Source organism: Salipiger aestuarii, assembly GCF_003259905.1.
Taxonomy (GTDB): domain Bacteria; phylum Pseudomonadota; class Alphaproteobacteria; order Rhodobacterales; family Rhodobacteraceae; genus Salipiger; species Salipiger aestuarii.
Window position 1 is genome coordinate 37283 of the sequence record NZ_QLMG01000018.1, and the last position, 21256, is coordinate 58538.

Annotated in this window: 25 protein-coding genes and 1 pseudogene; all 26 read right to left on the reverse strand. The window is 64.6% G+C overall.

What is annotated here, in order from left to right; translation table 11 throughout:
- Positions 1-3: 3 nt before the first annotated feature.
- Positions 4-309 (reverse strand): NADH-quinone oxidoreductase subunit NuoK, encoded by a 306-nt coding sequence (nuoK, locus tag ATI53_RS11110; protein ID WP_009503639.1) that lies wholly within the window; start codon positions 307-309, stop codon positions 4-6.
- 202 nt (positions 310-511) lie between these two features.
- Entirely contained in the window at positions 512-1114 is a 603-nt protein-coding gene (locus ATI53_RS11115; protein WP_009503641.1) for an NADH-quinone oxidoreductase subunit J, read from the reverse strand.
- Complete coding sequence (locus ATI53_RS11120; RefSeq protein WP_009503642.1) at positions 1111-1518, reverse strand: carboxymuconolactone decarboxylase family protein; 408 nt, start codon at positions 1516-1518, stop codon at positions 1111-1113. Before ATI53_RS11120 ends, ATI53_RS11115 begins: the two co-directional genes overlap by 4 nt.
- Positions 1515-1922: a carboxymuconolactone decarboxylase family protein gene (locus ATI53_RS11125; RefSeq protein ID WP_111550424.1), complete on the reverse strand. Its 408-nt coding sequence runs from the start codon at positions 1920-1922 to the stop codon at positions 1515-1517. Before ATI53_RS11125 ends, ATI53_RS11120 begins: the two co-directional genes overlap by 4 nt.
- Positions 1919-2413 (reverse strand): NADH-quinone oxidoreductase subunit NuoI, encoded by a 495-nt coding sequence (gene nuoI / locus ATI53_RS11130; protein WP_009503644.1) that lies wholly within the window; start codon positions 2411-2413, stop codon positions 1919-1921. Before nuoI ends, ATI53_RS11125 begins: the two co-directional genes overlap by 4 nt.
- A gap of 3 nt (positions 2414-2416) precedes the next feature.
- Positions 2417-3454: an NADH-quinone oxidoreductase subunit NuoH gene (gene nuoH, locus ATI53_RS11135; protein WP_009503645.1), complete on the reverse strand. Its 1038-nt coding sequence runs from the start codon at positions 3452-3454 to the stop codon at positions 2417-2419.
- A gap of 10 nt (positions 3455-3464) precedes the next feature.
- Positions 3465-3857: a YNQ4 family lipoprotein gene (locus ATI53_RS11140; protein ID WP_009503646.1), complete on the reverse strand. Its 393-nt coding sequence runs from the start codon at positions 3855-3857 to the stop codon at positions 3465-3467.
- Positions 3854-5875, reverse strand: coding sequence for an NADH-quinone oxidoreductase subunit NuoG (gene nuoG, locus ATI53_RS11145; protein ID WP_009503647.1), 2022 nt, complete (start codon positions 5873-5875; stop codon positions 3854-3856). The genes ATI53_RS11140 and nuoG overlap by 4 nt, the downstream gene beginning before the upstream one ends.
- A 73-nt stretch (positions 5876-5948) precedes the next feature.
- Positions 5949-6362 carry a DUF5333 domain-containing protein gene (locus tag ATI53_RS11150; protein WP_009503648.1) on the reverse strand — a complete coding sequence of 138 codons (414 nt, stop codon included), beginning with the start codon at positions 6360-6362 and terminating at the stop codon, positions 5949-5951.
- Between the two features lie 116 nt (positions 6363-6478).
- Positions 6479-6823 (reverse strand): hypothetical protein, encoded by a 345-nt coding sequence (locus ATI53_RS11155; RefSeq protein ID WP_111550425.1) that lies wholly within the window; start codon positions 6821-6823, stop codon positions 6479-6481.
- A gap of 51 nt (positions 6824-6874) precedes the next feature.
- A complete protein-coding gene (gene nuoF / locus ATI53_RS11160) occupies positions 6875-8170 on the reverse strand; it encodes an NADH-quinone oxidoreductase subunit NuoF (protein WP_009503650.1) in 1296 nt (431 codons plus the stop codon).
- 4 nt (positions 8171-8174) lie between these two features.
- Complete coding sequence (locus tag ATI53_RS11165; protein ID WP_009503651.1) at positions 8175-8402, reverse strand: DUF5337 domain-containing protein; 228 nt, start codon at positions 8400-8402, stop codon at positions 8175-8177.
- 23 nt (positions 8403-8425) lie between these two features.
- Positions 8426-9184 carry a helix-hairpin-helix domain-containing protein gene (locus ATI53_RS11170; protein WP_170134559.1) on the reverse strand — a complete coding sequence of 253 codons (759 nt, stop codon included), beginning with the start codon at positions 9182-9184 and terminating at the stop codon, positions 8426-8428.
- Between the two features lie 68 nt (positions 9185-9252).
- Positions 9253-10098, reverse strand: a pseudogene (gene nuoE, locus ATI53_RS11175) (NADH-quinone oxidoreductase subunit NuoE); the annotation flags it as partial.
- Positions 10099-10108: 10 nt separating this feature from the next.
- A complete protein-coding gene (locus ATI53_RS11180) occupies positions 10109-10414 on the reverse strand; it encodes a hypothetical protein (RefSeq protein WP_009503654.1) in 306 nt (101 codons plus the stop codon).
- Positions 10414-10737 carry a hypothetical protein gene (locus ATI53_RS11185; protein WP_009503655.1) on the reverse strand — a complete coding sequence of 108 codons (324 nt, stop codon included), beginning with the start codon at positions 10735-10737 and terminating at the stop codon, positions 10414-10416. The genes ATI53_RS11180 and ATI53_RS11185 overlap by 1 nt, the downstream gene beginning before the upstream one ends.
- An 89-nt stretch (positions 10738-10826) precedes the next feature.
- Positions 10827-12059 carry an NADH-quinone oxidoreductase subunit D gene (locus ATI53_RS11190; protein WP_009503656.1) on the reverse strand — a complete coding sequence of 411 codons (1233 nt, stop codon included), beginning with the start codon at positions 12057-12059 and terminating at the stop codon, positions 10827-10829.
- 118 nt (positions 12060-12177) lie between these two features.
- The gene (locus tag ATI53_RS11195; protein ID WP_111550427.1) at positions 12178-12783 is read right to left on the reverse strand and encodes an NADH-quinone oxidoreductase subunit C; all 606 of its coding nucleotides are present in this window, start codon (positions 12781-12783) and stop codon (positions 12178-12180) included.
- Between the two features lie 10 nt (positions 12784-12793).
- Positions 12794-13327: a NuoB/complex I 20 kDa subunit family protein gene (locus ATI53_RS11200; protein ID WP_009503658.1), complete on the reverse strand. Its 534-nt coding sequence runs from the start codon at positions 13325-13327 to the stop codon at positions 12794-12796.
- Positions 13318-13683, reverse strand: coding sequence for an NADH-quinone oxidoreductase subunit A (locus ATI53_RS11205; RefSeq protein ID WP_009503660.1), 366 nt, complete (start codon positions 13681-13683; stop codon positions 13318-13320). The genes ATI53_RS11200 and ATI53_RS11205 overlap by 10 nt, the downstream gene beginning before the upstream one ends.
- 321 nt (positions 13684-14004) lie before the next feature.
- Entirely contained in the window at positions 14005-14202 is a 198-nt protein-coding gene (locus tag ATI53_RS11210) for a hypothetical protein (protein ID WP_146609913.1), read from the reverse strand.
- Between the two features lie 323 nt (positions 14203-14525).
- Positions 14526-15377 (reverse strand): hydroxymethylglutaryl-CoA lyase, encoded by an 852-nt coding sequence (locus ATI53_RS11215; protein ID WP_009503663.1) that lies wholly within the window; start codon positions 15375-15377, stop codon positions 14526-14528.
- Between the two features lie 10 nt (positions 15378-15387).
- The gene (locus tag ATI53_RS11220) at positions 15388-16035 is read right to left on the reverse strand and encodes a glutathione S-transferase family protein (RefSeq protein WP_009503664.1); all 648 of its coding nucleotides are present in this window, start codon (positions 16033-16035) and stop codon (positions 15388-15390) included.
- Positions 16032-17978 carry an acetyl/propionyl/methylcrotonyl-CoA carboxylase subunit alpha gene (locus tag ATI53_RS11225; RefSeq protein WP_111550428.1) on the reverse strand — a complete coding sequence of 649 codons (1947 nt, stop codon included), beginning with the start codon at positions 17976-17978 and terminating at the stop codon, positions 16032-16034. Before ATI53_RS11225 ends, ATI53_RS11220 begins: the two co-directional genes overlap by 4 nt.
- A gap of 48 nt (positions 17979-18026) precedes the next feature.
- On the reverse strand, positions 18027-19631 hold the full coding sequence (locus ATI53_RS11230; RefSeq protein ID WP_009503666.1) for a carboxyl transferase domain-containing protein: 1605 nt from the start codon (positions 19629-19631) through the stop codon (positions 18027-18029).
- Entirely contained in the window at positions 19628-21253 is a 1626-nt protein-coding gene (locus ATI53_RS11235) for an AMP-binding protein (protein WP_111550429.1), read from the reverse strand. Before ATI53_RS11235 ends, ATI53_RS11230 begins: the two co-directional genes overlap by 4 nt.
- Positions 21254-21256: the final 3 nt, after the last annotated feature.

Sequence of the window (21256 nt, forward strand, 5' to 3'; positions counted from 1 at the left end):
GGGTCAGCCTTTCATCACGTTGACGTCTTCCACGGCGATCGAGCCGCGGTTGCGGAAGAAGCACACCAGGATCGCAAGGCCGATGGCCGCCTCGGCAGCCGCGACCGTCAGCACGAACAGCGTGAACACCTGCCCCGCCAGATCCCCCAGATAGGACGAAAACGCCACGAAGTTGATGTTCACCGCCAGCAGGATCAATTCGATGCTCATCAGCAGGATGATGACGTTCTTGCGGTTCAGAAAGATCCCGAAGATGCCGATAACAAACAGCACCGCCGCGACGGTCAGATAATGTTCAAGCCCGATCATGTGCGGTTTCCTTTCTGGCGGCGCGACCGGCCCCCCGCAAGGAACACGGGCAAAAAGATGCCCGCGAAAAAGATGGCTATCCAGCTGGCTATGCTCATCGCTGTCCCTCTTCCTGCCCCCGCCGCGGGGGGCGCTTTGTTCTGGTCGGGGCGCAGCGCCCCGCGTCTTGCGGCCCCCCGCGGGGCGCCGGCGGGCGACGGGCCTACAGGCCCTGCCCCGGTTTCACGTCGCGCAGCTCCATCGCCTTGGCGGGGTCGCGATACATCTGGGCCAGCACGTTCTGGCGTTTCACATCCTTGCGGTGGCGCAGCGTCAGCACGATGGCCCCGATCATCGCCACCAGCAGGATCAGCCCCGCGAGCTGGAACGCCAGGAAATAGCGGTCGTAGACCAGCAGCCCCAGCGCGGTGGTGTTCTGCACCCCCACCGGCGTGGGCGCGCTCAGCTGCGTCGCCGCCAGGCCGCTGGTTTCCCAGGCGCCAAAGGCCATGCCCAGTTCCATCAGGAACACCAGACCGATCAACAACGCCAACGGCATGTATTTGGCCATTCCCGCCCTGAGCTCGGCAAAGTCGATGTCCAGCATCATGACCACGAAAAGGAACAGAACCGCGACAGCCCCGACATAGACGATCACCAGCAGCATCGCGACGAATTCGGCCCCAAGCAGCACGAACAGCCCCGCCGAGCTGAGAAACGCCAGGATCAGCCACAGCACCGAATGCACCGGGTTGCGGCTGATGACGGTGAACAGCCCACCGACGATGGCGCAAAAGGCGAACAGGTAGAAGGCGAAAACCATCATGCGTCGTCATCCTTGTTGTCTTCCATGACCTCGCGCGCCAGTTCCATGGCGCGGGTCATGGCGGGAATGCCTGCGAACATCGACATATGGGCGATGGTCTCGGCGATCTCGTCCTTGGTGGCGCCGGCCTCCATCAGGTGGCGCACGGTCATGCGCACCGGCGTATCCGCCTGCGCGCCCTGCATGGTCAGCCCCGCCAGCGTCAGCAACAGCCGGGTCTTGGCGTCCAGCCCATTCTTGGAAAGACCGCGCCCGAACCAGAATTCCATCATGTCCTTGGGCATCGTCGGCCAGAGCTTTTCATAGCCCTTGGGCGAAAAGCTTTCGAGCGCCGGATTGAAGGACTTCGCCATCTCCTGCGCCTGTCTCATCATCAGCTCGAACGGTGTCTTGGCATCACTCATGCGCTGTTCTCCTCGGCCTCACAGACCTTCATCGCGGCATTCGGCGCGTTGAACATCGCGGGCATGCCGCCGTACAGCGCCATCTGGCAGATCGCTTCGGCGATTGCTTCGCGGCCTTGACCACAAGGCGGCGCGGCGGCGAGGTGGATCCAGATCCAAGGCTGAGGGCGCGACCGCCCCCCCATCGCCGTCGGCACCGCGATGGAGCACCGCTCGCGCTGGCCCGCATCCGGAACGCCGCGCGTATAGCTGCGCCCATTGTATTCCACCCGATCACGCGCCAGCCCCGGCAACAGATGGCCGTAGCGCGCATGCAAACCATCCTTCATCCCGCCGGGATTGGTCCCCCCGGGGAAGGCGTTGCCACGGGCACAGGCATCCATATGCGGCGCGTCAGCGGTCATCGGTAGGGCGCATCCAGTTCCAGATTGCGGGCGATTTCGGCTTCCCAGCGGTCGCCGTTTTCCAGCAGCTTGGTCTTGTCGTAGAACAATTCCTCGCGGGTTTCGGTGGAAAACTCGAAATTCGGCCCCTCGACGATGGCATCCACCGGGCAGGCCTCCTGACAGAAGCCGCAGTAGATGCATTTCGTCATGTCGATGTCATATCGGGTGGTGCGGCGGCTGCCGTCGTCGCGCGGCTCGGCGTCGATGGTGATGGCCTGCGCCGGGCAGATCGCCTCGCACAGCTTGCAGGCGATGCAGCGTTCCTCGCCGTTGGGGTAACGGCGCAGCGCATGCTCCCCGCGGAACCGGGGTGACAGATAGCCCTTTTCATGCGGGTAGTTCAGCGTCGGCTTTGGGGCAAAGAAATACTTGAACCCCAGCTGGAAGCCCTTGATGAAATCCACCAGCAAAAAGTATTTCGCGGCGCGTCCGTAGTCGATTTGCGTCATGCTTTATACTCCGGTCGTCCAGCGGGCGAACAGCCCCCAGAACCAGTCGAACCTTGCGGCAAAGGCGGTAAAGACAACCCAGACCAGGCTGAACGGAAGAAACACCTTCCAGCCCAGGCGCATCAGCTGGTCGTAGCGGTAGCGCGGGGTGATCGCCTTTACCATGGCGAAGAGGAAGAAGAAAAAGGCCATCTTGCCGACCATCCACAGCGCGCCGTCCGGCAGGCCGGGGATCGGCGACAGCCACCCGCCGAAGAACAGCAGCGACGTCAGCGCGCACATCAGGAAGATGGCGATGTATTCGCCGGCCATGAACAGCAGGAAGGGCGTGGCCGAATATTCCACCTGATAGCCCGCGACCAGTTCCGATTCCGCTTCGGGAAGATCGAACGGAGGGCGGTTGGTTTCCGCAAGACACGATATGAAAAACAGGATCACCATCGGAAAATGCGGCAACCAGTACCACCCGAAAAAGCCCCAGCCGGTGTCCTGCGCCTGCACGATCTGGCCAAAGTTCATCGACCCGGTCGAGATGATGACCCCGATGATGATCAACCCGATGCTGACCTCATAGGAAATCATCTGCGCGGCCGACCGCAGCGAGCCAAGGAACGGGTATTTCGAATTCGATGCCCAGCCCCCCATGATCACGCCGTAAACCTCAAGCGACGAGATCGCCAAGACATACAGGATGGCCACGTTGATGTCCGCCAGCACCCATCCGTCGGAAAACGGGATCACCGCCCAGGCGATCATCGCCATCACGAAGGAAATCATCGGCGCCAGCAGGAACACGACCTTGTCGGCCCCCGCCGGGATCACCACTTCCTTCAGGATGTATTTCAGCGCGTCGGCCACCGATTGCAGGATGCCGTAGACCCCGACGACGTTTGGCCCCCGGCGCATCTGCACGGCCGCCCAGACCTTGCGGTCGCCATAGACCAGGAACAGCAGCGAGATCATCACGAAGGCCAGAACCGCAAGGCACTGGGCGAGGATGATCACGAATGTCCCGAATGGGGTTGCGAATAAGTTTGCCATCAAGCGTCCCTCACACCATCGGTATTCCGTTCTCGGCACAGGCCAGAGCGACGACTTCAGCGTCGATGGTCTTGAGCCCTCGGGGCAGCGCCGCCGAGATCGTGTAAACAGCATCTCCGCGCCAGAGACCACCCTCCTGCGCCACATTCGTGCGCACATGCCGGGCGAATCCGTAACCGCGAATAAGCGCGTATTGCGCCGCGACGCAATTGGCATAATCCTCGACGTCGCCGGTGTCGCGCGCACCGCGCATTTCGACGAGGAAACTCACAAGGTCCCCGTCCAGCAACCGCGTCTCGACCCCCTGATAGTCCGGCACGAAGGGCAGTTCCTGCCGCGAGCTCGGCTCGCAGGCGGAAAGCACGCTCAGTGCCGCCAGAGGGATAAGACGCGCCCGGATCATTCCGCCGCCAACGGGGCGCTGTGGCGCGCCTTCGCATTGGCCGAAAGCTCGGCCATGAGCACGCTCGCGCGCGCGATCGGGTTTGTCAGCCAGTGGTCGCGCACCGCATAGCGAAAGCTGGCATCGCCAAGGCTGCCCGGTTCGGTCATGGCCCAGGTGTTGCCCGGAACCTCGTCGATCCTTGCCAGATGCGGCACGTCCCCGACCAGCGCCTGACGCAGTTGGGCAAGGCTGTCCCAGGGCAGCGTCGCGTCGATCTCGGCCGACAGCGCGCGCAGGATCGCCCAGTTTTCCTTGGCCTCGCCCGGCGGGAAACAGGCCCGAAGCGCCAGTTGGGGGCGACCTTCGGTGTTGACGAACAGCCCGTTTTCCTCGGTGTAGGCGGCGCCCGGCAGGATCACGTCGGCGCGATGCGCGCCCCGGTCGCCATGGCTGCCCTGATAGATGACAAAGGGGCCGTCCGCGATTTCGACCTCGTCGGCGCCAAGGCTCCAGATCACATCCGCGCCGTCGACGGCGGCCGCAAGCCCGCCCTCGGTCACCGCGCCCACATCCAGCGAACCGACCCGGCTGGCCGCTGTATGCAGCACCATGAACTTGCTTTGCGTGTCTGCTGCCAGTTGCATCGCCGAAGACAGCACCGCGCCGCCATCTGCCTCTTGCAGCGCGCCCTGCCCGACGATCACCAACGACCGTGCCTCAAGCACCTTGTCGTGATCGGTTCCAAGCAGCGACGACAACGCCTGACGGTCGCGGCCGACATGGTCGTAATCATAGGTCAGGTCGACAGCTTCGCCCACCAGCCCGACCCTGGCGCCGTTCAGCCACGCCTTGCGGATGCGCGCATTCAGCACCGGCGCCTCGTCGCGCGGGTTGGTGCCGATCAACTGGACGAACTGCGCGGTGTCGATGTCCTCGATGGTCGCGTTGCCGACATAGGCCGCGCGGTTGCCCGCCGGAAGCTTTGCGCCGTCGGTGCGGCATTCCACGCTGCCGCCCAGCCCGGCGACCAGCCGTTTCATCGAATAGGCCGCCTCGACCGGAGCAAGATCGCCGATCAGCCCGGCGACCTTTTCAGCCTCTTTGAGCTTTTGCGCCACAAGCGACAGCGCCTCGGGCCAGGTGGCCGGGCTCAGCTTGCCGTTCTTGCGGATGTAGGGCTTGTCCAGTCGCTGGCGACGCAGACCGTCCCAGACAAACCGGGACTTGTCGGCCAGCCATTCCTCGTTGATGCCGTCGTGGTTGCGCGGCAGGAAACGCATCACTTCGCGCCCCTTGGTATCGACGCGGATGTTGGAGCCGAGCGCATCCATCACGTCGATGGATTCGGTCTTGGTCAGCTCCCATGGGCGCGCGGTAAAGGCATAGGGTTTGGACACCAGCGCGCCCACCGGGCACAGGTCGATGATGTTGCCCTGAATGTTGGAATCCAGCGTCTGGTTCAGATAGCTGGTGATCTCGGCATCCTCGCCGCGCCCGGTCTGACCCATCTGGGCAATCCCCGCGACCTCGGTGGTGAAGCGCACGCAGCGGGTGCACGAAATGCAGCGCGTCATGTGGGTTTCGACCAACGGACCCAGATCCAGATCGTCCGACGCCCGCTTGGGTTCGCGGAAGCGCGAGAAATCGACGCCGTAGGCGACCGCCTGATCCTGCAAATCGCATTCGCCGCCCTGGTCGCAGATCGGGCAATCCAGCGGATGGTTGATCAGCAGGAATTCCATCACCCCCTCGCGCGCCTTCTTGACCATGGGCGAGTTGGTCTTGATGACCGGCGGCGCGCCTTCGGGGCCGGGGCGCAGGTCGCGCACCTGCATGGCACAGCTCGCGGCGGGTTTCGGCGGGCCGCCGACAACCTCGACAAGGCACATGCGGCAATTGCCCGCGATCGACAGCCGTTCGTGATAACAAAAGCGCGGAATCTCGATCCCGGCCGCTTCGCAGGCCTGAATCAAGGTCAGGGCCGGATCGACCTCGATCTCGCGGTCGTCGATGATGATCTTGCGCAGGTCAGTCATTGGCATCTTCCCAACAGAATTTCCCCGAGGCCGGAAGGCGCGGCGCGACAACCGCCCGCCTGACCGGCCCGTGTCATTTCGCTCTTAGCAGCACGCCGATCTGCGTGCCCTTTTCGATTTCTTCGCGGCCGACCCGGCAATAGCCGTCTTGCTGGCCCAGCGTCACGCCGCGTGACACCAGCCAGGCCTCGCCCTCGGCGCGGTATTTCTTCTTTTCGGTTTTCGAGGTGACGTAGTCGTCGATTTCCTCGTCGCTGTAGCCCATGTCGCGTGCCTGCCCCTTGAGCTGGGTCAGATAGGTAAACGCCGTAATCATGCGCCCGTCGATGTCGTCGCACACCTTGCGGATCTCGTCGGCGATGCCGACTGCAAGCAACCCGTTGCGGATCGCGGCGACCTCGCCCAGCGACGCGCGTGCCTGCGCGACCGCGGGCAGCGCGGTAAATCCGATCAGGGTGATCGTGGTGGCCATGGCGATCTTTTTCATCGTCTTTCTCCAGAACCTGACGCCGGGAACATCCCCGACGCGCCGGAGTCTGAAGCCTGGCGCAGTGATCATCCAATCACGCACCCGCCAGCCCGGTGTGATATGCAGATCCCCGCTCACTCGACGCACCGTCCCCGAAACACCACGTCATCGCGCGCGACCGGCATCTGGCCCTGTGGCGTGTCCGGCCCGATCTGCCAATCGACATCGGACGTGCCCAGGACGTTGATGCAATAGACCGTGCCCTGATAGGCTGCGGCCCTGCTTGCCCCGTCGATGGACGCGCTGACCGGCCCGCCGGTTGACACGAACTGCGCCCGGTCGGCCTTGTTGCCCTCGGAGGCCCCCTTGAAGGTCATGCCGCCGTATTGCACCGCGGTGCCATTATCCACCAGGCCACAGCCCGCAAGCCCGGCCGCAGCCATGATCGACAGTCCGATCCGCATCATCACCTTGCTCATCCCCATCTTTCGGACTTCATCTCGGGTCGTAGGGCATCCATGACGCCCGTCCTATTCCGCCGCGACCGCGCTCGCGCGGCCGGTCTTCTTGTGCTTGATCCGATCTTCGATCTCATCACGGAAATGCCGGATCAACCCCTGGATCGGCCAGGCCGCCGCGTCGCCAAGCGCACAGATCGTGTGGCCTTCGACCTGCTTGGTCACGTCCAGAAGCATGTCTATTTCCTCGACCTCGGCGTCGCCGGTGACAAGCCGGTCCATCACGCGCATCATCCAGCCGGTGCCTTCGCGACAGGGCGTGCACTGCCCGCAGCTTTCGTGTTTGAAGAACTTGGACAGCCGCCAGATCGCCTTGATGACATCGGTGTTCTGATCCATCACGATCATGCAACCGGTGCCGAACGATGACTTGTTCTCGCGCATCCAGTCGAAATCGAAAATCGCATCCTCAAGCGCGGCTTTCGGCAGCACCGGACAGGACGCGCCGCCGGGGATGATCGCCTTGAGATTGTCCCAGCCGCCGCGCACCCCGCCGCCGTGCTTTTCGATGATCTCGCGCACGGACAGCGACATTTCCTCTTCGAATACGCAGGGCGTGTTGATGTGGCCGGTCAGCGCCATCAGCTTGGTGCCGGAATTGTTCTTGCGCCCGAAGCCCGAAAACCACGAGGCGCCGCGCCGCAGGATGGTCGGGCAGACGGCGATGGATTCGACGTTGTTCACCGTGGTCGGGCACCCGTACAGCCCGGCGCCCGCCGGGAACGGCGGCTTCATCCGGGGCATGCCCTTTTTGCCTTCGAGGCTTTCCAGCAGCGCGGTTTCCTCGCCGCAGATATACGCCCCGGCACCGTGATGCAGATACAGGTCGAAATCCCATCCCGACCCGGCCGCGTTCCGGCCCAGCAGCCCCGCCTCGTAACATTCGTCGATCGCTGCCTGCAACGCCTCTCTCTCGCGGATATATTCGCCGCGGATATAGATATACGACGTATGCGCCTGCATCGCGAAACTGGCGATCAGCGCGCCTTCGATCAGCGTGTGCGGATCGTGGCGCATGATCTCGCGATCCTTGCAGGTCGCGGGTTCGGATTCGTCTGCGTTAATCACCAGATAGGCCGGACGCCCGTCTGATTCCTTGGGCATGAACGACCATTTCAACCCGGTGGGAAAGCCCGCGCCGCCGCGCCCGCGCAGGCCGGATGCCTTCATCTCGTCGATGATCCAGTCGCGGCCCTTGCCGATGATGTCCGCCGTCCCATCCCAGTGGCCACGCTGTTTCGCGCCCGCGAGCGAGCGGTCGTGCATGCCGTACAGGTTGGTGAAAATGCGGTCCTCGTCCTTCAGCATCGCATCACTCCTCGTTCGCGCGGTCCTTCTGGCGCGCGCGCCAGAGCCCGTAGATCATCCATATCGCCGTCCCGAACCCGGCGATGGCCGCCAGATCAAAGAAAGCCCGTGTGCGCTGGGTCCAGCCCAGCAGCTCGCCCACCATGATGGCAGCGATCCAGCCAAGCCCCGTTCCGGCGATCACCAACGCGATCACGCGCCTTTGCCGGTCCTGTCGGTTCTTGCCCGTCATTTGTCGTTCCTTGTTGTGGGGGATCAGTAGACCCCGCCGTCGTCAACCCGCTTCGAAAATTCCGTCTGTTGCCCCGCAGCAAGCGTCTTGGCCTGACCGGTCCAGTCGTCGCGCGACACCCTGCCCCGGAATCCTTTCAGATTGTCATCCATCCAGGCGACTTCCGGTGCGCCCCAGGATGCGATCTGGTCGAAATGATAAATCCCCAGCGCGTGCAGCTGCGCTTCAAGCGCCGGACCCACACCCTTGATCTGCTTGAGATCGTCCGCGGCGCCGCGCGGCCCCTCAAGCGCAGCGGGGCGAGGATCGGGCGCGGGGTCATACCGCCAGCTGCCCTTGCGTGAGGCCAGCTCGGCCTCGCCGGCAAGCGCCGCGGACGGCTTGATCGACGGGCCCGTGCTGGCGCCATTACCGTCGGCAGGCGCGCCCGCAGCGTCCCCCCCCGCGTTTGGCGGTTGTTCGGAAACGGGCGCCCGCGGCACGGAGTCCGCCGATGCACAGTCCTGCGGCGGATCCTGTACCGCCGCATGGGCCGGTGCGGTTTCTTCGGCCACCGGGGCCTTGGGGGTCATCACGGGTGCCGCGATCGGGGACGGTTTCAGGGCGGTCGGTTGCGGCACCGGCGCCGCGAGCCAGACCAGCAGCGCGCCCAGCAGCCCCGCTGCGAGCAGGCCAAGCAGCAGCGCCGCCAGAATTCCCTTGCCACCCAGCGCAAACAGAAACACCACGACGCCGACGCAGCCGACGGCGATCCATGTTTCCCTGTTGCTGGCTGCGTTCATCGGACCCTTGCCCATACTGCTGTGCCCCCCTTGATCGGATCGCCCACCGCGATCCGCTATGACGTTCCGTCGTCTGCCGGGCTTTCGACCTTGGCGGCGTTGTCGACGGGCGCCTCCCGCTTGTCGACGCCGGTCTCATCGGCAGTGGCGCCTCCGGACAGTTTGGGCGTGTGGACATCGGGCGCCGCGTCGCCCTTTTCGTCTCGCCTGTCGCGCCAGGGCGTGCGCAGCGGCACTTCGGTGCCGTCAATGCGCTTGACCGTGTCGCCGATCCGTGTCGCCAGATCGACCGAGGCATTGTATTGCGCCCGCCCCTCGACATGCTCGGTCAGCACGACCGCGCCGCCCAGCGGTTCCGACGAATACCGTCCGTTCTGTGACCCCGGCACCGGCACGGTCCCGGCGGCAAGCTCATCCAGAATGCCGGCAAGCTTTTCGGCGGTCAGGTCTTCGTAGTAGTCCTTGCCGATCTGGGCCATCGGTGCGTTGGCGCAGGACCCGAGACATTCGACCTCTTCCCAGGAAAACTTGCCGTCGGCCGACACCATATGCGCATTTGGCGCGATCTTGTCCTTGCAGACGGCCATCAGGTCTTCGGCCCCGCAGATCATGCAGGTCGTGGTGCCACAGATCTGGACATGCGCGACCGAGCCGACCGGCGCCAGCTGAAACATGAAGTAAAAGGTCGCGACCTCCAGCACCCGGATATAGGCAAGACCCAGCATTTCGCCCACGGTTTCGATGGCGCGCTGGCTGAGCCAGCCTTCCTGTTCCTGCGCCCGCCACAGCAGCGGAATCACCGCCGAGGCCTGCCGGCCCTCGGGATACTTGCTGATCTGCCCCTCGGCCCATGCGAGGTTGGCATCGGTGAAAGCAAAGCTTTCGGGCTGTTCGGGGTGAAGGCGGCGAAGCATCGGGCGGTTCCTATTGGGTCAGCACGCAGACGAGCGGGATATTCGGCACGGCGCGGTCGGGCGCCTTTCCGGCCAGTTCGGCCAGCAAAACGGTCTGCCGTCGGGTCTGGTTTTCGTTGGTATCGATGATGAAGCAAAGGTACATCTCTGCCCCCTTGCGCATTCCAAAGCTGGCGTTGCCCACCTGCGAGACCGCGAAGGGTTCGAACCCCTCGGCGGCCAATGCGGACACGTACGCATAGTCGGCACTGCCAGCTTCGGCCAGCGCGCCCACGGGTGCCAGCGCAAGCGCGGCAAGGACAAACGCGCGCAGCATCAGCCCGCCGCCTCGGGCAGCGCGGCGGGGGCGGCGGGCGCGCAACGCCCGGTGACAAGCCGCAGCCCGCCGCCTTCCAGAACGACCGCATCGCCGGCGTTGATCCGATATTGCGCCACCTGCAAAAGCTGTTCGCGGCCCATCCCGGTCTGAAGCTCGACCGGCAGATAATCGGCCTCGGTCACGAGATCGCAACCGATCGAAGCGACCGCCTCGTCGAATGCCACCAGATCGGCGTCATCGGTGCCCTCGGGCGGCATCACCAGCACGCCGCACCCGGCAAGAGCGACGATCGGCAGCAAGGCCAGGCTTTTGTACAACATCACGGGTTCCCGGGTCCTTTTGTTTCTGTCTGCCGAAACGCGGTGTCGCGTACGGCCAATGAGCAGGGCGGCACGCCGCCCCCGCCCCGTCAACGGTCGACTTCGCCAAACACGATGTCCAGCGATCCAAGGATCGCCGCCACATCCGCCAGCTGGTGCCCCTTGCACAGGTAATCCATCGACTGAAGATGCAGGAAGCCCGGCGCGCGCAGCTTGGCGCGATACGGCTTGTTCGTCCCATCCGCCACCAGATAAACCCCGAATTCGCCCTTGGGCGCCTCAACGCAGGCATAAACCTCGCCCGCGGGGACATGGAAGCCCTCGGTATAAAGCTTGAAGTGGTGAATGAGCGCCTCCATCGAGGTCTTCATCTCGGATCGCTGCGGAGGCGTGATCTTGCCGCGCGCCAGTACATCGCCCTGGTTTTCGGGCAGCCGCAGCTTTTCCAGAGCCTGCTGCATGATCTTCACGCTTTCGCGCATTTCGGCCATGCGGCACAGATAGCGATCATAGCAATCGCCGTTCTTGCCAACCGGGATCTTGAAATCGAACTCGTCGTAACATTCGTAGGGCTGCGCCCGCCGCAGATCCCAGGCCAGCCCCGAGCCGCGCACCAACACGCCCGAATAGCCGTAGTCCTGGATATCCTGCTCGGTCACGATGCCGATGTCGGCATTGCGCTGCTTGAAGATCCGGTTTTCGGTCAGCAGCCCGTCGATGTCGTCAAGCATGCCGGGAAAGCTACTGCACCAGGCCTCGATGTCATCTATCAGAGCCAAAGGCAGATCCTGATGAACGCCGCCCGGACGGAAATACGCGGCGTGCAGCCGCGCGCCGCTGGCCCGTTCATAGAACACCATCAGCTTCTCACGTTCCTCAAAGCCCCAAAGCGGCGGCGTCAGCGCCCCCACGTCCATGGCCTGCGTCGTGACATTCAGCAAGTGGTTCAGGATGCGCCCGATTTCGCAGTACAGCACCCTGATCAGCTGCGCCCGGCGCGGCACGATCGTCCCGGTCAGCCGCTCTATCGCAAGACACCAGGCGTGTTCCTGATTCATCGTTCCGACGTAGTCGAGCCGGTCAAAATAGGGCAGGTTCTGCAGGTAGGTGCGGCTTTCCATCAGCTTTTCGGTGCCACGATGCAGCAGACCGATGTGCGGATCGCAGCGTTCGACAATCTCGCCGTCGAGTTCCAGAACAAGACGCAGCACGCCATGCGCGGCCGGGTGCTGTGGTCCGAAATTGATGTTGAAGTTGCGGATCTGCTGTTCGCCGGACAGTGCATCCACGCTGCCGTCATCGAATTTGGAGCCGTCCATCATTCCAGACCTCTTGTCGTGGGGTACGAAAAAATCTTCGTACGAAGATTTTTTGCTTGGCGCGTGCAGTCGAAGCAAAGATTTTTCGTACGAAAAATCTTGGTGAGGGGTGTGAATCGCATCACTTCGCCTCGGCCTTTTCGTCACCGGGAAGGATGTAGGTGGCGCCCTCCCAAGGCGACATGAAATCAAACTGCCGGTATTCCTGCACAAGCTTCACAGGCTCGTACACCACGCGCTTGAGCTCTTCATCATACCGCACCTCCACATACCCTGTGGTCGGGAAATCCTTGCGCAGGGGATGGCCGCGAAAGCCATAATCGGTCAGGATACGGCGTAAATCCGGATGACCCGAAAAGATGAGCCCGAACATATCGAAAACCTCGCGCTCGAACCAGTCGGCGGAGCGGTGGAGCCCGGTGATCGACGGTACAGCATCGTCTTCCCGCACCGGGACACGCAGTCGCACCCGGTGGTTCTGATACATCGACAGGAAGTGATAGACCACATCGAAGCGTTTCGCCCGCTCCGGGTAGTCCACCGCAGTAATATCGACCAGCGACGAAAACCGGCAGGACGGATCGGATTTCAGGAACTCGACAAAGCCTGCGATGTTTGCGAGGGCGACGTCGATGGTCAGCTCGCCCAACGTCACATCCCAACCGAGAACACAGTCGGGCCGCTTCATCTCGATATGACCGCCAAGATCCCTGAGTGCCTGTGTCATATCTTCTCCCTCAGCGCACAATGGTGCCGGTGCGGCGTATCTTTTTCTGAAGCGCCATCAGCCCGTACATCAATGCCTCTGCCGTCGGCGGGCAGCCGGGCACATAGATGTCGACAGGCACGATCCGGTCACAGCCGCGCACCACGGAATAGCTGTAGTGGTAATAGCCGCCGCCGTTGGCGCAGGACCCCATCGAGATCACATAGCGCGGTTCGGGCATCTGATCGTAGACCTTGCGCAGCGCCGGCGCCATCTTGTTGGTCAGTGTGCCCGCCACGATCATCAGATCCGACTGGCGCGGTGTGGCTCGCGGCGCGGTGCCAAAGCGTTCCAGATCATAGCGCGGCATGGAAGAATGCATCATCTCTATCGCGCAGCACGCCAGACCAAAGGTCATCCAGTGCAGCGACCCGGTGCGCGCCCAGTTGATCACGTCATCGACCGAGGTCAGCAGGAACCCCTTGTCGGACAGTTCGCGGTTCAACGCCTGGGTTGCGACCTCGCGGTCGCCGCCGGCAGTGTTCGCCCCCGTCATCACTCCCATTCCAGCGCCCCTTTCTTCCACTCATAGGCAAAGCCTGCGGTCAGCACGCCCAGAAACACCATCATGGACCAGAAGCCGGTGTCGCTGACATCCTTGAAGGCGGTGGCCCAAGGAAACAGGAAAGCAATTTCCAGATCGAAGATGATGAACAGGATCGACACCAGATAGAACCGGACGTCGAATTTCATCCGCGCATCGTCAAAGGCATTGAAACCGCATTCATACGCGGACACCTTTTCCGGGTCCGGGTGACGCACGGCAAGCACGACCGCGGCAAGTATGAGAATGGCGCCAAGCGCGATTGCGACGGCGAGGAACACGAGGATGGGGAGGTACTCCCGCAGCATCTCTTCCACTGGCTGGCTCCTTAGGCGAGGCGCGCCGATCATCCGGCGCGAGGACCATGGCGATGTTGCCTTGCTGGACCTGACTTAGACCTCGTCGTGTGCAGGGTCAACAAGCAGCGAAAATATTAGGAAAAGGTTAACCCCATATTTTTCAGAAGCATACCGGGCAGATAACCGCGAAAGCGACAGATCTCGGTATTTTTATCGCATGCGCTGGCATACATATCCCGATCATCGCCCCGGTTGAGCGCAAGACTCACTCAGGGCCAGCCCCGACCGTCGTCCGCAGGCCCGCCCGATATATCATCGCGGCTGAAAGACGTGCCACCGTCACGCCAAGGGCGCGGAGCGCTTGCCGACAAACGCCGCGATTCCGTCGCGTGCCCGGTCGGTTTCCCGGCGGGCGGCAGGTGCGTCGATGGCCCCCTCCATCTGATCCGCGCCAACCCGCCCCGCCCGCGCGTTCAGAAGGGCCTTGTCCCCGCGCACCCTGCGGCGCGCTGGAAAGATGGGGTCGTCCTGTGCCACGAATGCCGCGTCCGGCGCCTTGGCCGCCACGCATCGGTTCAACAGGCACAACCGCACCGCTTCGGGCATCGAACAGCCGCGCGTTCGGGAACCGCTCGCGCACCCTCGGGCCGGATCATCACCGGCGCAGAACCGGCGCAGAACCGGCGTAGAATGTCGGCCCCTCGGTCATACGCACAACGACGCGCACGGTCGCAAGCGGCACGGCGGGTCCAATCTAGATCATCGACCCGTCCGGCACGGGTTTATGCCTTCGCGTCAGCGACAGCGGTGCCGCCCCGCGTCAACCGCTTCGATCATTGCCCCCGACTGGCCCGAATGCGTCATCCGCGCATGGCCCGTGCCTGCGCCGCCGCGTCGTTCAGCACATCCAGCGCCAGCCCGGTCCGATAGCCAAGCTCTGCCAGCCGGACCGCCACCGCTTCGGTCGCGACATTACCCGCGGCGCCTGGCGCGTAGGGGCAGCCGCCAAGCCCGCCGACCGCCGCGTCGAACACCCGAAGGCCGCGCGCCAGCGCCACCTCGACATTGGCCAGAGCGCGGCCTGCGGTGTCGTGGAAATGCCCCGCCAGGCAATCGGGCCCCATCTCTTGGGTAACGGCGCCCAGCATCGCGTCGACCGCCTCGGGCGTGCCGCGTCCGATGGTGTCGCCAAGCGATACCTCGTAGCAGCCCATCGCCCGCAGTGCCCCCGCGACGCGCGCCGTCGCAGCCGGGGACACAGCCCCGTCATAGGGACATTCGACCACGCAGGACACATAGCCGCGCACCTTGACGCCGCGGGCCTTTGCCGCCGCAACCACCGGGCGGAACCGCGCGAGGCTTTCGTCGATACCGGCGTTGATATTGGCCCGGCTGAACCCTTCGGAGGCCGACCCGAAGATCGCCACCTCGTCGGCGCCCGCCGCCATCGCCGCATCGAAGCCTTTCATGTTGGGCGTCAGGGCCGCGTAGGTCACGCCCTCGCGGCGTGTGATCCCGGCCAGCACCGCGCCCGAATCGGCCATCTGCGGCACCCATTTCGGGCTCACGAAACTGGCGCATTCAATGCGGCGGAACCCGGCGCGCGACAGACAGTCGACCAGCGCGATCTTTTCCGCCACCGGGATCGCGCGGGCCTCGTTTTGAAGACCGTCCCTTGGACCGACCTCGAAAATCTCGACAAAGCCTGTCATGGCTGCCCCCTCAATTATCCCACGCGGGATAGAACTCCCGCTCATAAAGCCGCGCGCCCGTACCCGGCAGCGAAGCGGCAAACCCCGGACGTGCCGTGATGCGATCATACCACCCGGCCACCCGGTCGACCCCGTCCAGCGCGGCAAAGTGGCGCGCTGTGTAAACCGCCTGTCCGACCGCCACATCCACGGCCGAAAACGCCCCAAGCAGATGGTCGCGCCCGTCCAGCCGCGCGTCAAGCGCCGCGTAGCATTTGCCAAGGCGCCTGGCCTCAAGCTGCATCACGATGGGCGAGCGCATGTGATCGTCGCGCAGTATGATGTGCTGCTGCGTCAAGGTCGCGCAATGATGGCTGATGGTTTCGGAGAAATGCAGCCAGCTCAGCCAGTCGGCCCGCTCGGGCGTGCCCGGCGCGCGCCACAGCGGCCCCGGATGGCGTTCGCACAGGTATTCCATCATCGCGAGGCTTTCGAACATCACCGTCCCGTCCAGTTCCAGCGCGGGCACCCGGCCCGCCGGAGACAGGGCCAGATACTCTGCCGTGCGCAATGAACGGTCGAACGAATGGGGGACCACCTCGACAGGCAGCCCCAGCTCGTGCAGCAACCACAGCACCCGCATCGAACGGGATTGGGCCACATGGTGCAGACGGATCATGGCGCGGGGTCCTCTTCTTCCAGCCGGATCAGCGCGGCACCGGCTTCGACCTGCGCGCCCTCGGTCACCAGCAGTTCGGCGACGACGCCATCGCGCGCGGCGGTTAGCGTGTGTTCCATCTTCATCGCCTCAAGCACCGCCAGGCGGTCGCCCGCCCGCACCGCCTGCCCCGCAGCGGCGAACACCGACACCACGCGCCCCGGCATCGGCGCCTCGATCAGGTTGCCCGACGCGCCCGCCGCAGCGGCCCGCGCCAGCGGGTCGACGATGCGAAACACCTGCCCGCCGTCTTCGAAAATCGTGATCTGTGCGCCATCGACGAACAGGCCGGGCGCCGGCTGGCCGTCGATCCGCCATCCCGTACCGTCGCGCTGCGCGCGGATGCGCGTGTCATCGACCGTGACGTCGATGCAGCCGGGGCCGTGCGCCTGGATCACCGCCGACAGCGCATCGTCCCCCCGTTCCAGCAGTACCGTGCGTTGCAGCGGCGCCCACAGCGTGAACCCCGCCTGCACAGGTCCGCCATCCCACAGCCCCGCCGCCGCGATGGCCGCCTGTGCGACCCGCCGCGCCGGCAGTTCCGCGCCGCCGACAAGCTGGTCCAGATCGCGCCCGATCAGGCCGGTATCGACCTCGCCCCGCGCAAAACCGCCATGCCGGGCCAATGCCCCGAGAAAGGCAAGGTTCGTCACCGTGCCCGCCACCCGTGTGCCCGCAAGTCCGCGCGCCAGCTTGCGCAGGGCGATGTCGCGCGTGGGACCATGCACGATCAGCTTGGCGATCATCGGATCGTAATGGGGCGAAATCACATCCCCCGCCCGTACCCCGCTGTCGGCGCGCACATCGCCCGGAAAGGCCAGTTCCGACAACCGCCCGGTGGCGGGAAGGAATCCTGACGGAACGTCTTCGGCGTAAAGCCGCGCCTCGAAGGCGTGCCCGGTGATCGTCAGGTCGTCCTGAGCGCAAGGCAGCGGTTCGCCCGAGGCGACGCGCAACTGCCATTCGACCAGATCCACGCCGGTGATCGCCTCGGTCACGGGATGTTCCACCTGAAGCCGGGTGTTCATCTCCATGAACCAGAACCCGTCGGGGCGCAGCCCCTCCGAGCCGTCAACGATGAATTCCACCGTGCCCGCGCCCTTGTAACCGATCGCCTCGGCCGCGCGCACCGCGGCCGCGCCCATGGCGGCGCGCATGGGCGCGGTCATGCCTGGCGCGGGCGCCTCTTCGATCACCTTCTGATGGCGGCGTTGCAACGAACAGTCGCGTTCGAACAGATGTACGGCGCGGGTGCCATCGCCAAACACCTGAACCTCGATATGGCGCGGGGCGGTGACGAATTTCTCGATCAGCACGGCGGGGTTGCCAAACGCGCCGCGCGCTTCGGCCTGCGCCGAGGCAAGGCCTTGGGCAAAGTCAGCCGCGCGCTCGACCAGGCGCATGCCCTTGCCGCCGCCCCCGGCAACAGCCTTGATAAGCACCGGATAGCCGATGCCCTCGGCCTGCTCTGCCAGAAAACCCGCATCCTGTTCGGTACCGTGATAGCCCGGCACCACCGGAACGCCCGCCTCGGCCATCAGCCGCTTGGCCGCGTCCTTGAGCCCCATGGCCCGGATCGCCGCCGCGCCGGGCCCGACGAACACCAGCCCCGCCGCGTCGACCGCATCGACGAATTCGGGGTTTTCGGACAAGAAGCCATAGCCCGGATGGATCGCCTGCGCGCCCGTCGCCAGCGCCGCGGCGATGATAGCGTCGCCGCGAAGGTAGCTTTCCGCCGGGGACGCGCCGCCGATACAAACCGACATATCCGCCATGGCGACATGTTTCGCCCCCGCGTCCACGTCCGAATGCACCGCGACGCAGCGCAAGCCCATGGCACGGGCGGTTTCGATTACCCGGCAGGCAATTTCACCCCGGTTGGCAATCAGCAGCGTGTTGAACATCCCGAGCCTCCGATCATTTTCTTGAATCGCATCTGCGCCACTGCCCCGTCACATCCGGAACACGCCAAAGCGCGTTTCCGGCACGGGGGCGTTCAGCGCGGCGCGCAGCGACAACGCCAGCACCGCGCGCGACTTGCGCGGATCGACGATGCCGTCGTCCCAAAGCCGGGCGCTGGCATAAAGCGGGTGCGACTGGCGTTCGAACATGTCGATGGTGGGTTGCTTGAAATCGCTCTCTTCCTGCTCCGACCATGTGCCGCCTGACCGCTCGATAGCATCGCGCCGGACGGTGGCCAGCACGCCTGCCGCCTGCGCCCCGCCCATCACCGAGATCCGGCTGTTGGGCCAGCTCCACAGAAAGCGCGGCTGATAAGCCCGCCCCGCCATGCCGTAATTGCCCGCCCCGAACGAGCCGCCGACCAGCATGGTGATCTTTGGCACCGACGTGGTGGCCACCGCTGTCACCATCTTGGCCCCGTGCCGCGCGATGCCTTCGTTTTCGTATTTGCGCCCGACCATGAAACCGGTGATGTTTTGCAGGAACACCAGCGGAATACGCCGTTGCGAGCACAGCTCGATGAAATGGGCGCCCTTTTGTGCGGCCTCCGAAAACAGCACGCCGTTGTTGGCGACGATGCCCACCGGAATGCCCTCCACATGGGCAAATCCGGTGACGAGCGTTTCGCCGTAGCGCGGCTTGAATTCGTCAAAGCGTGACCCGTCAACCAGACGCGCGATGACCTCGCGGATGTCGTAAGGCGTGCGCAGATCGCCGGGCACCACGCCCAGGATCTCTTCGGGATCATAGGCGGGCGGTTCGGGCGATTGCAGCGACGCATGGGTGATCTGCGACAGGTTGAGCCCGCCCACGGCGCGCCGTGCCAGTGCCAGCGCATGGGCATCGTCCTCGGCAAGGTAGTCCGCCACCCCCGACAGGCGCGTGTGCACGTCGCCGCCGCCCAGATCCTCGGCCGTTACCACCTCGCCGGTGGCCGCCTTGACCAGCGGCGGCCCCGCCAGAAAGATCGTGCCCTGGTCGCGCACGATGATGGTCACATCCGACATCGCCGGCACATAGGCGCCCCCCGCGGTGCAGGACCCCATTACAACGGCGATCTGCGCGATGCCCGCCGCCGACATCCGCGCCTGATTGTAAAAGATCCGCCCGAAATGGTCGCGGTCGGGAAAGACCTCGTCCTGGTTGGGCAGGTTCGCCCCGCCGCTGTCTACCAGATAGATGCAAGGCAGCCGGTTTTCCTCGGCGATTTCCTGCGCGCGCAAATGTTTCTTGACCGACATCGGATAGTAGGTGCCGCCCTTAACGGTGGCGTCGTTGCACAGCACCATGACCTGAACGCCATTGACCAGACCGATGCCCGCGACAATCCCGGCGGCGGGCGCCGCGCCGTCATACAGGCCATGCGCCGCCGTGGCGCCGATTTCCAGAAACGGCGAGCCTGGGTCCAGCAGGTTCGCCACCCGTTCGCGCGGCAGCATCTTGCCGCGCGAGATGTGCCGATCACGCGCCTTTTCACCGCCGCCCGCGATCGCCCGATCGGCGGCGGCCTGAATTTCGGCAAGAGCGTCCAGATGGGCGGCGCGATTGGTCTGAAAGACCTCGGACGATGGCAGCGCCTGCGATTGCAGTTTCATGTATTCTCCGTGGTCTCAGCAGTGGGTTTGACAGCCGAATGTTCGCGCGCGGCCAATGCCCGCAGATCCTTGCGAATGACCTTGCCGGTGACGGTCATCGGCAGCGCATCGAGAAAGGATATTTCTCTTGGATAGGAATACCCTGCAAGCCGTTTCCTGACCCAGTCCTGCAGTGCGTCGGCCGCGACCTGCGCACCGGGTTTCAGCACCACATAGGCCTTGACGATCTCGGTGCGCAGCGCGTCGGGTTTGCCCACGACGCCGACCGTGGCAACGCCGGGATGGGTCAGCAGGCAGTCCTCGATCTCGGCCGGGCCGATGCGATACCCCGCCGAGGTGATCACGTCATCGTCGCGCCCGACAAAGCGCAGATACCCGTCTTCCCAACGCCCACGATCCCCCGTCACCAGCCAGTCGCCGCGGAACTTGCGCTCTGTCTCCTGAGGATTGTTCCAGTATTCCAGCATCATGGAGCCGGCTCCTCGGGCGATCGCAACATCGCCTTCGCCCGTGGTTTCAAGCCCGGCATCGTCGATCACACCGATGCGAAAGCCCGGCGCGGGCTTGCCGATGCAGCCGGGGCGCGGCGCGAACAACGCCCCGCAAGCGCTTGCAACCATGTTGCATTCCGTCTGGCCGTAAAATTCGTTGATCCCCACGCCCAACGCCTCCCGGCCCCAGGCAAGCATCTCGGCACCCAGCGGTTCGCCGCCGCTTGCCACCGAACGCAACCCGTCGACGCGCGCGCCTTCGGCCTTGAGCATCCGCAGGGCCGTTGGCGGGAAAAACACATTTTTGACAGCGCCTTGCCGGATGATTCTGAGGCATTCGTCAACGTCGAACCGAGCCATCCGCGCGGCCACGACAGGCACACCCAGATACAGCCCCGGCATTGCCACATCGAACAGCCCGCCAATCCAGGCCCAGTCCGCCGGTGTCCAGAGCACGTCGCCATCGACCCCGAGCCGGTCATGACTCATCTCTACCCCAGGCAGATGGCCCGCGAGCAGCCGATGCCCATGCAGCGCCCCCTTGGGGGAGCCGGTGGTGCCCGAGGTGTAGATAATCACCGCCGGATCGTCCGGGCCGGTGTCGGCGGCAGGCCAGTCGCCCGGCGCGGGCAAGGCATTCTCGGTCAGCAGCGCCAGATCGAAGGGGGCGAGCATCGCGGCCCCTTCCGCATCGGTCACCGCCACCTGCGCGCCGCTGTCAGTCAGCCGGGATTGCAGCGCATCGTGCCGGAACAGCTTGAAAAGCGGGACCGAAACCGCCCCCATCCGCCAGGCCGCGATATGTGCCGCGGCGCAAAGCGGCCCCTGCGACAAAAGTACGCCCACACGATCCCCGCGTCTCACACCCTGCGACCTCAGCCAGGCCTCGACCTGACAGGACAGATGCCGCAGCGCGCCGTAGCTGACAGCGTGCGGGGTCTCGCCGCGCAGATCGACGATCGCGGTGCGCGATGGCGCCGCCTTGGCCCAACTGTCGCAGACGTCATGCGCAAGATTGACGCGCGCGGGCCGGGGCCAGCGAAAACTGTCGCGCAGTTCCTCGTAGCTTTGTGACCCCCGCAGCAGGCGGCGTTCGTTGATCTCGGCTTCAGCAGTTTCAAGAGGTTGCATGGC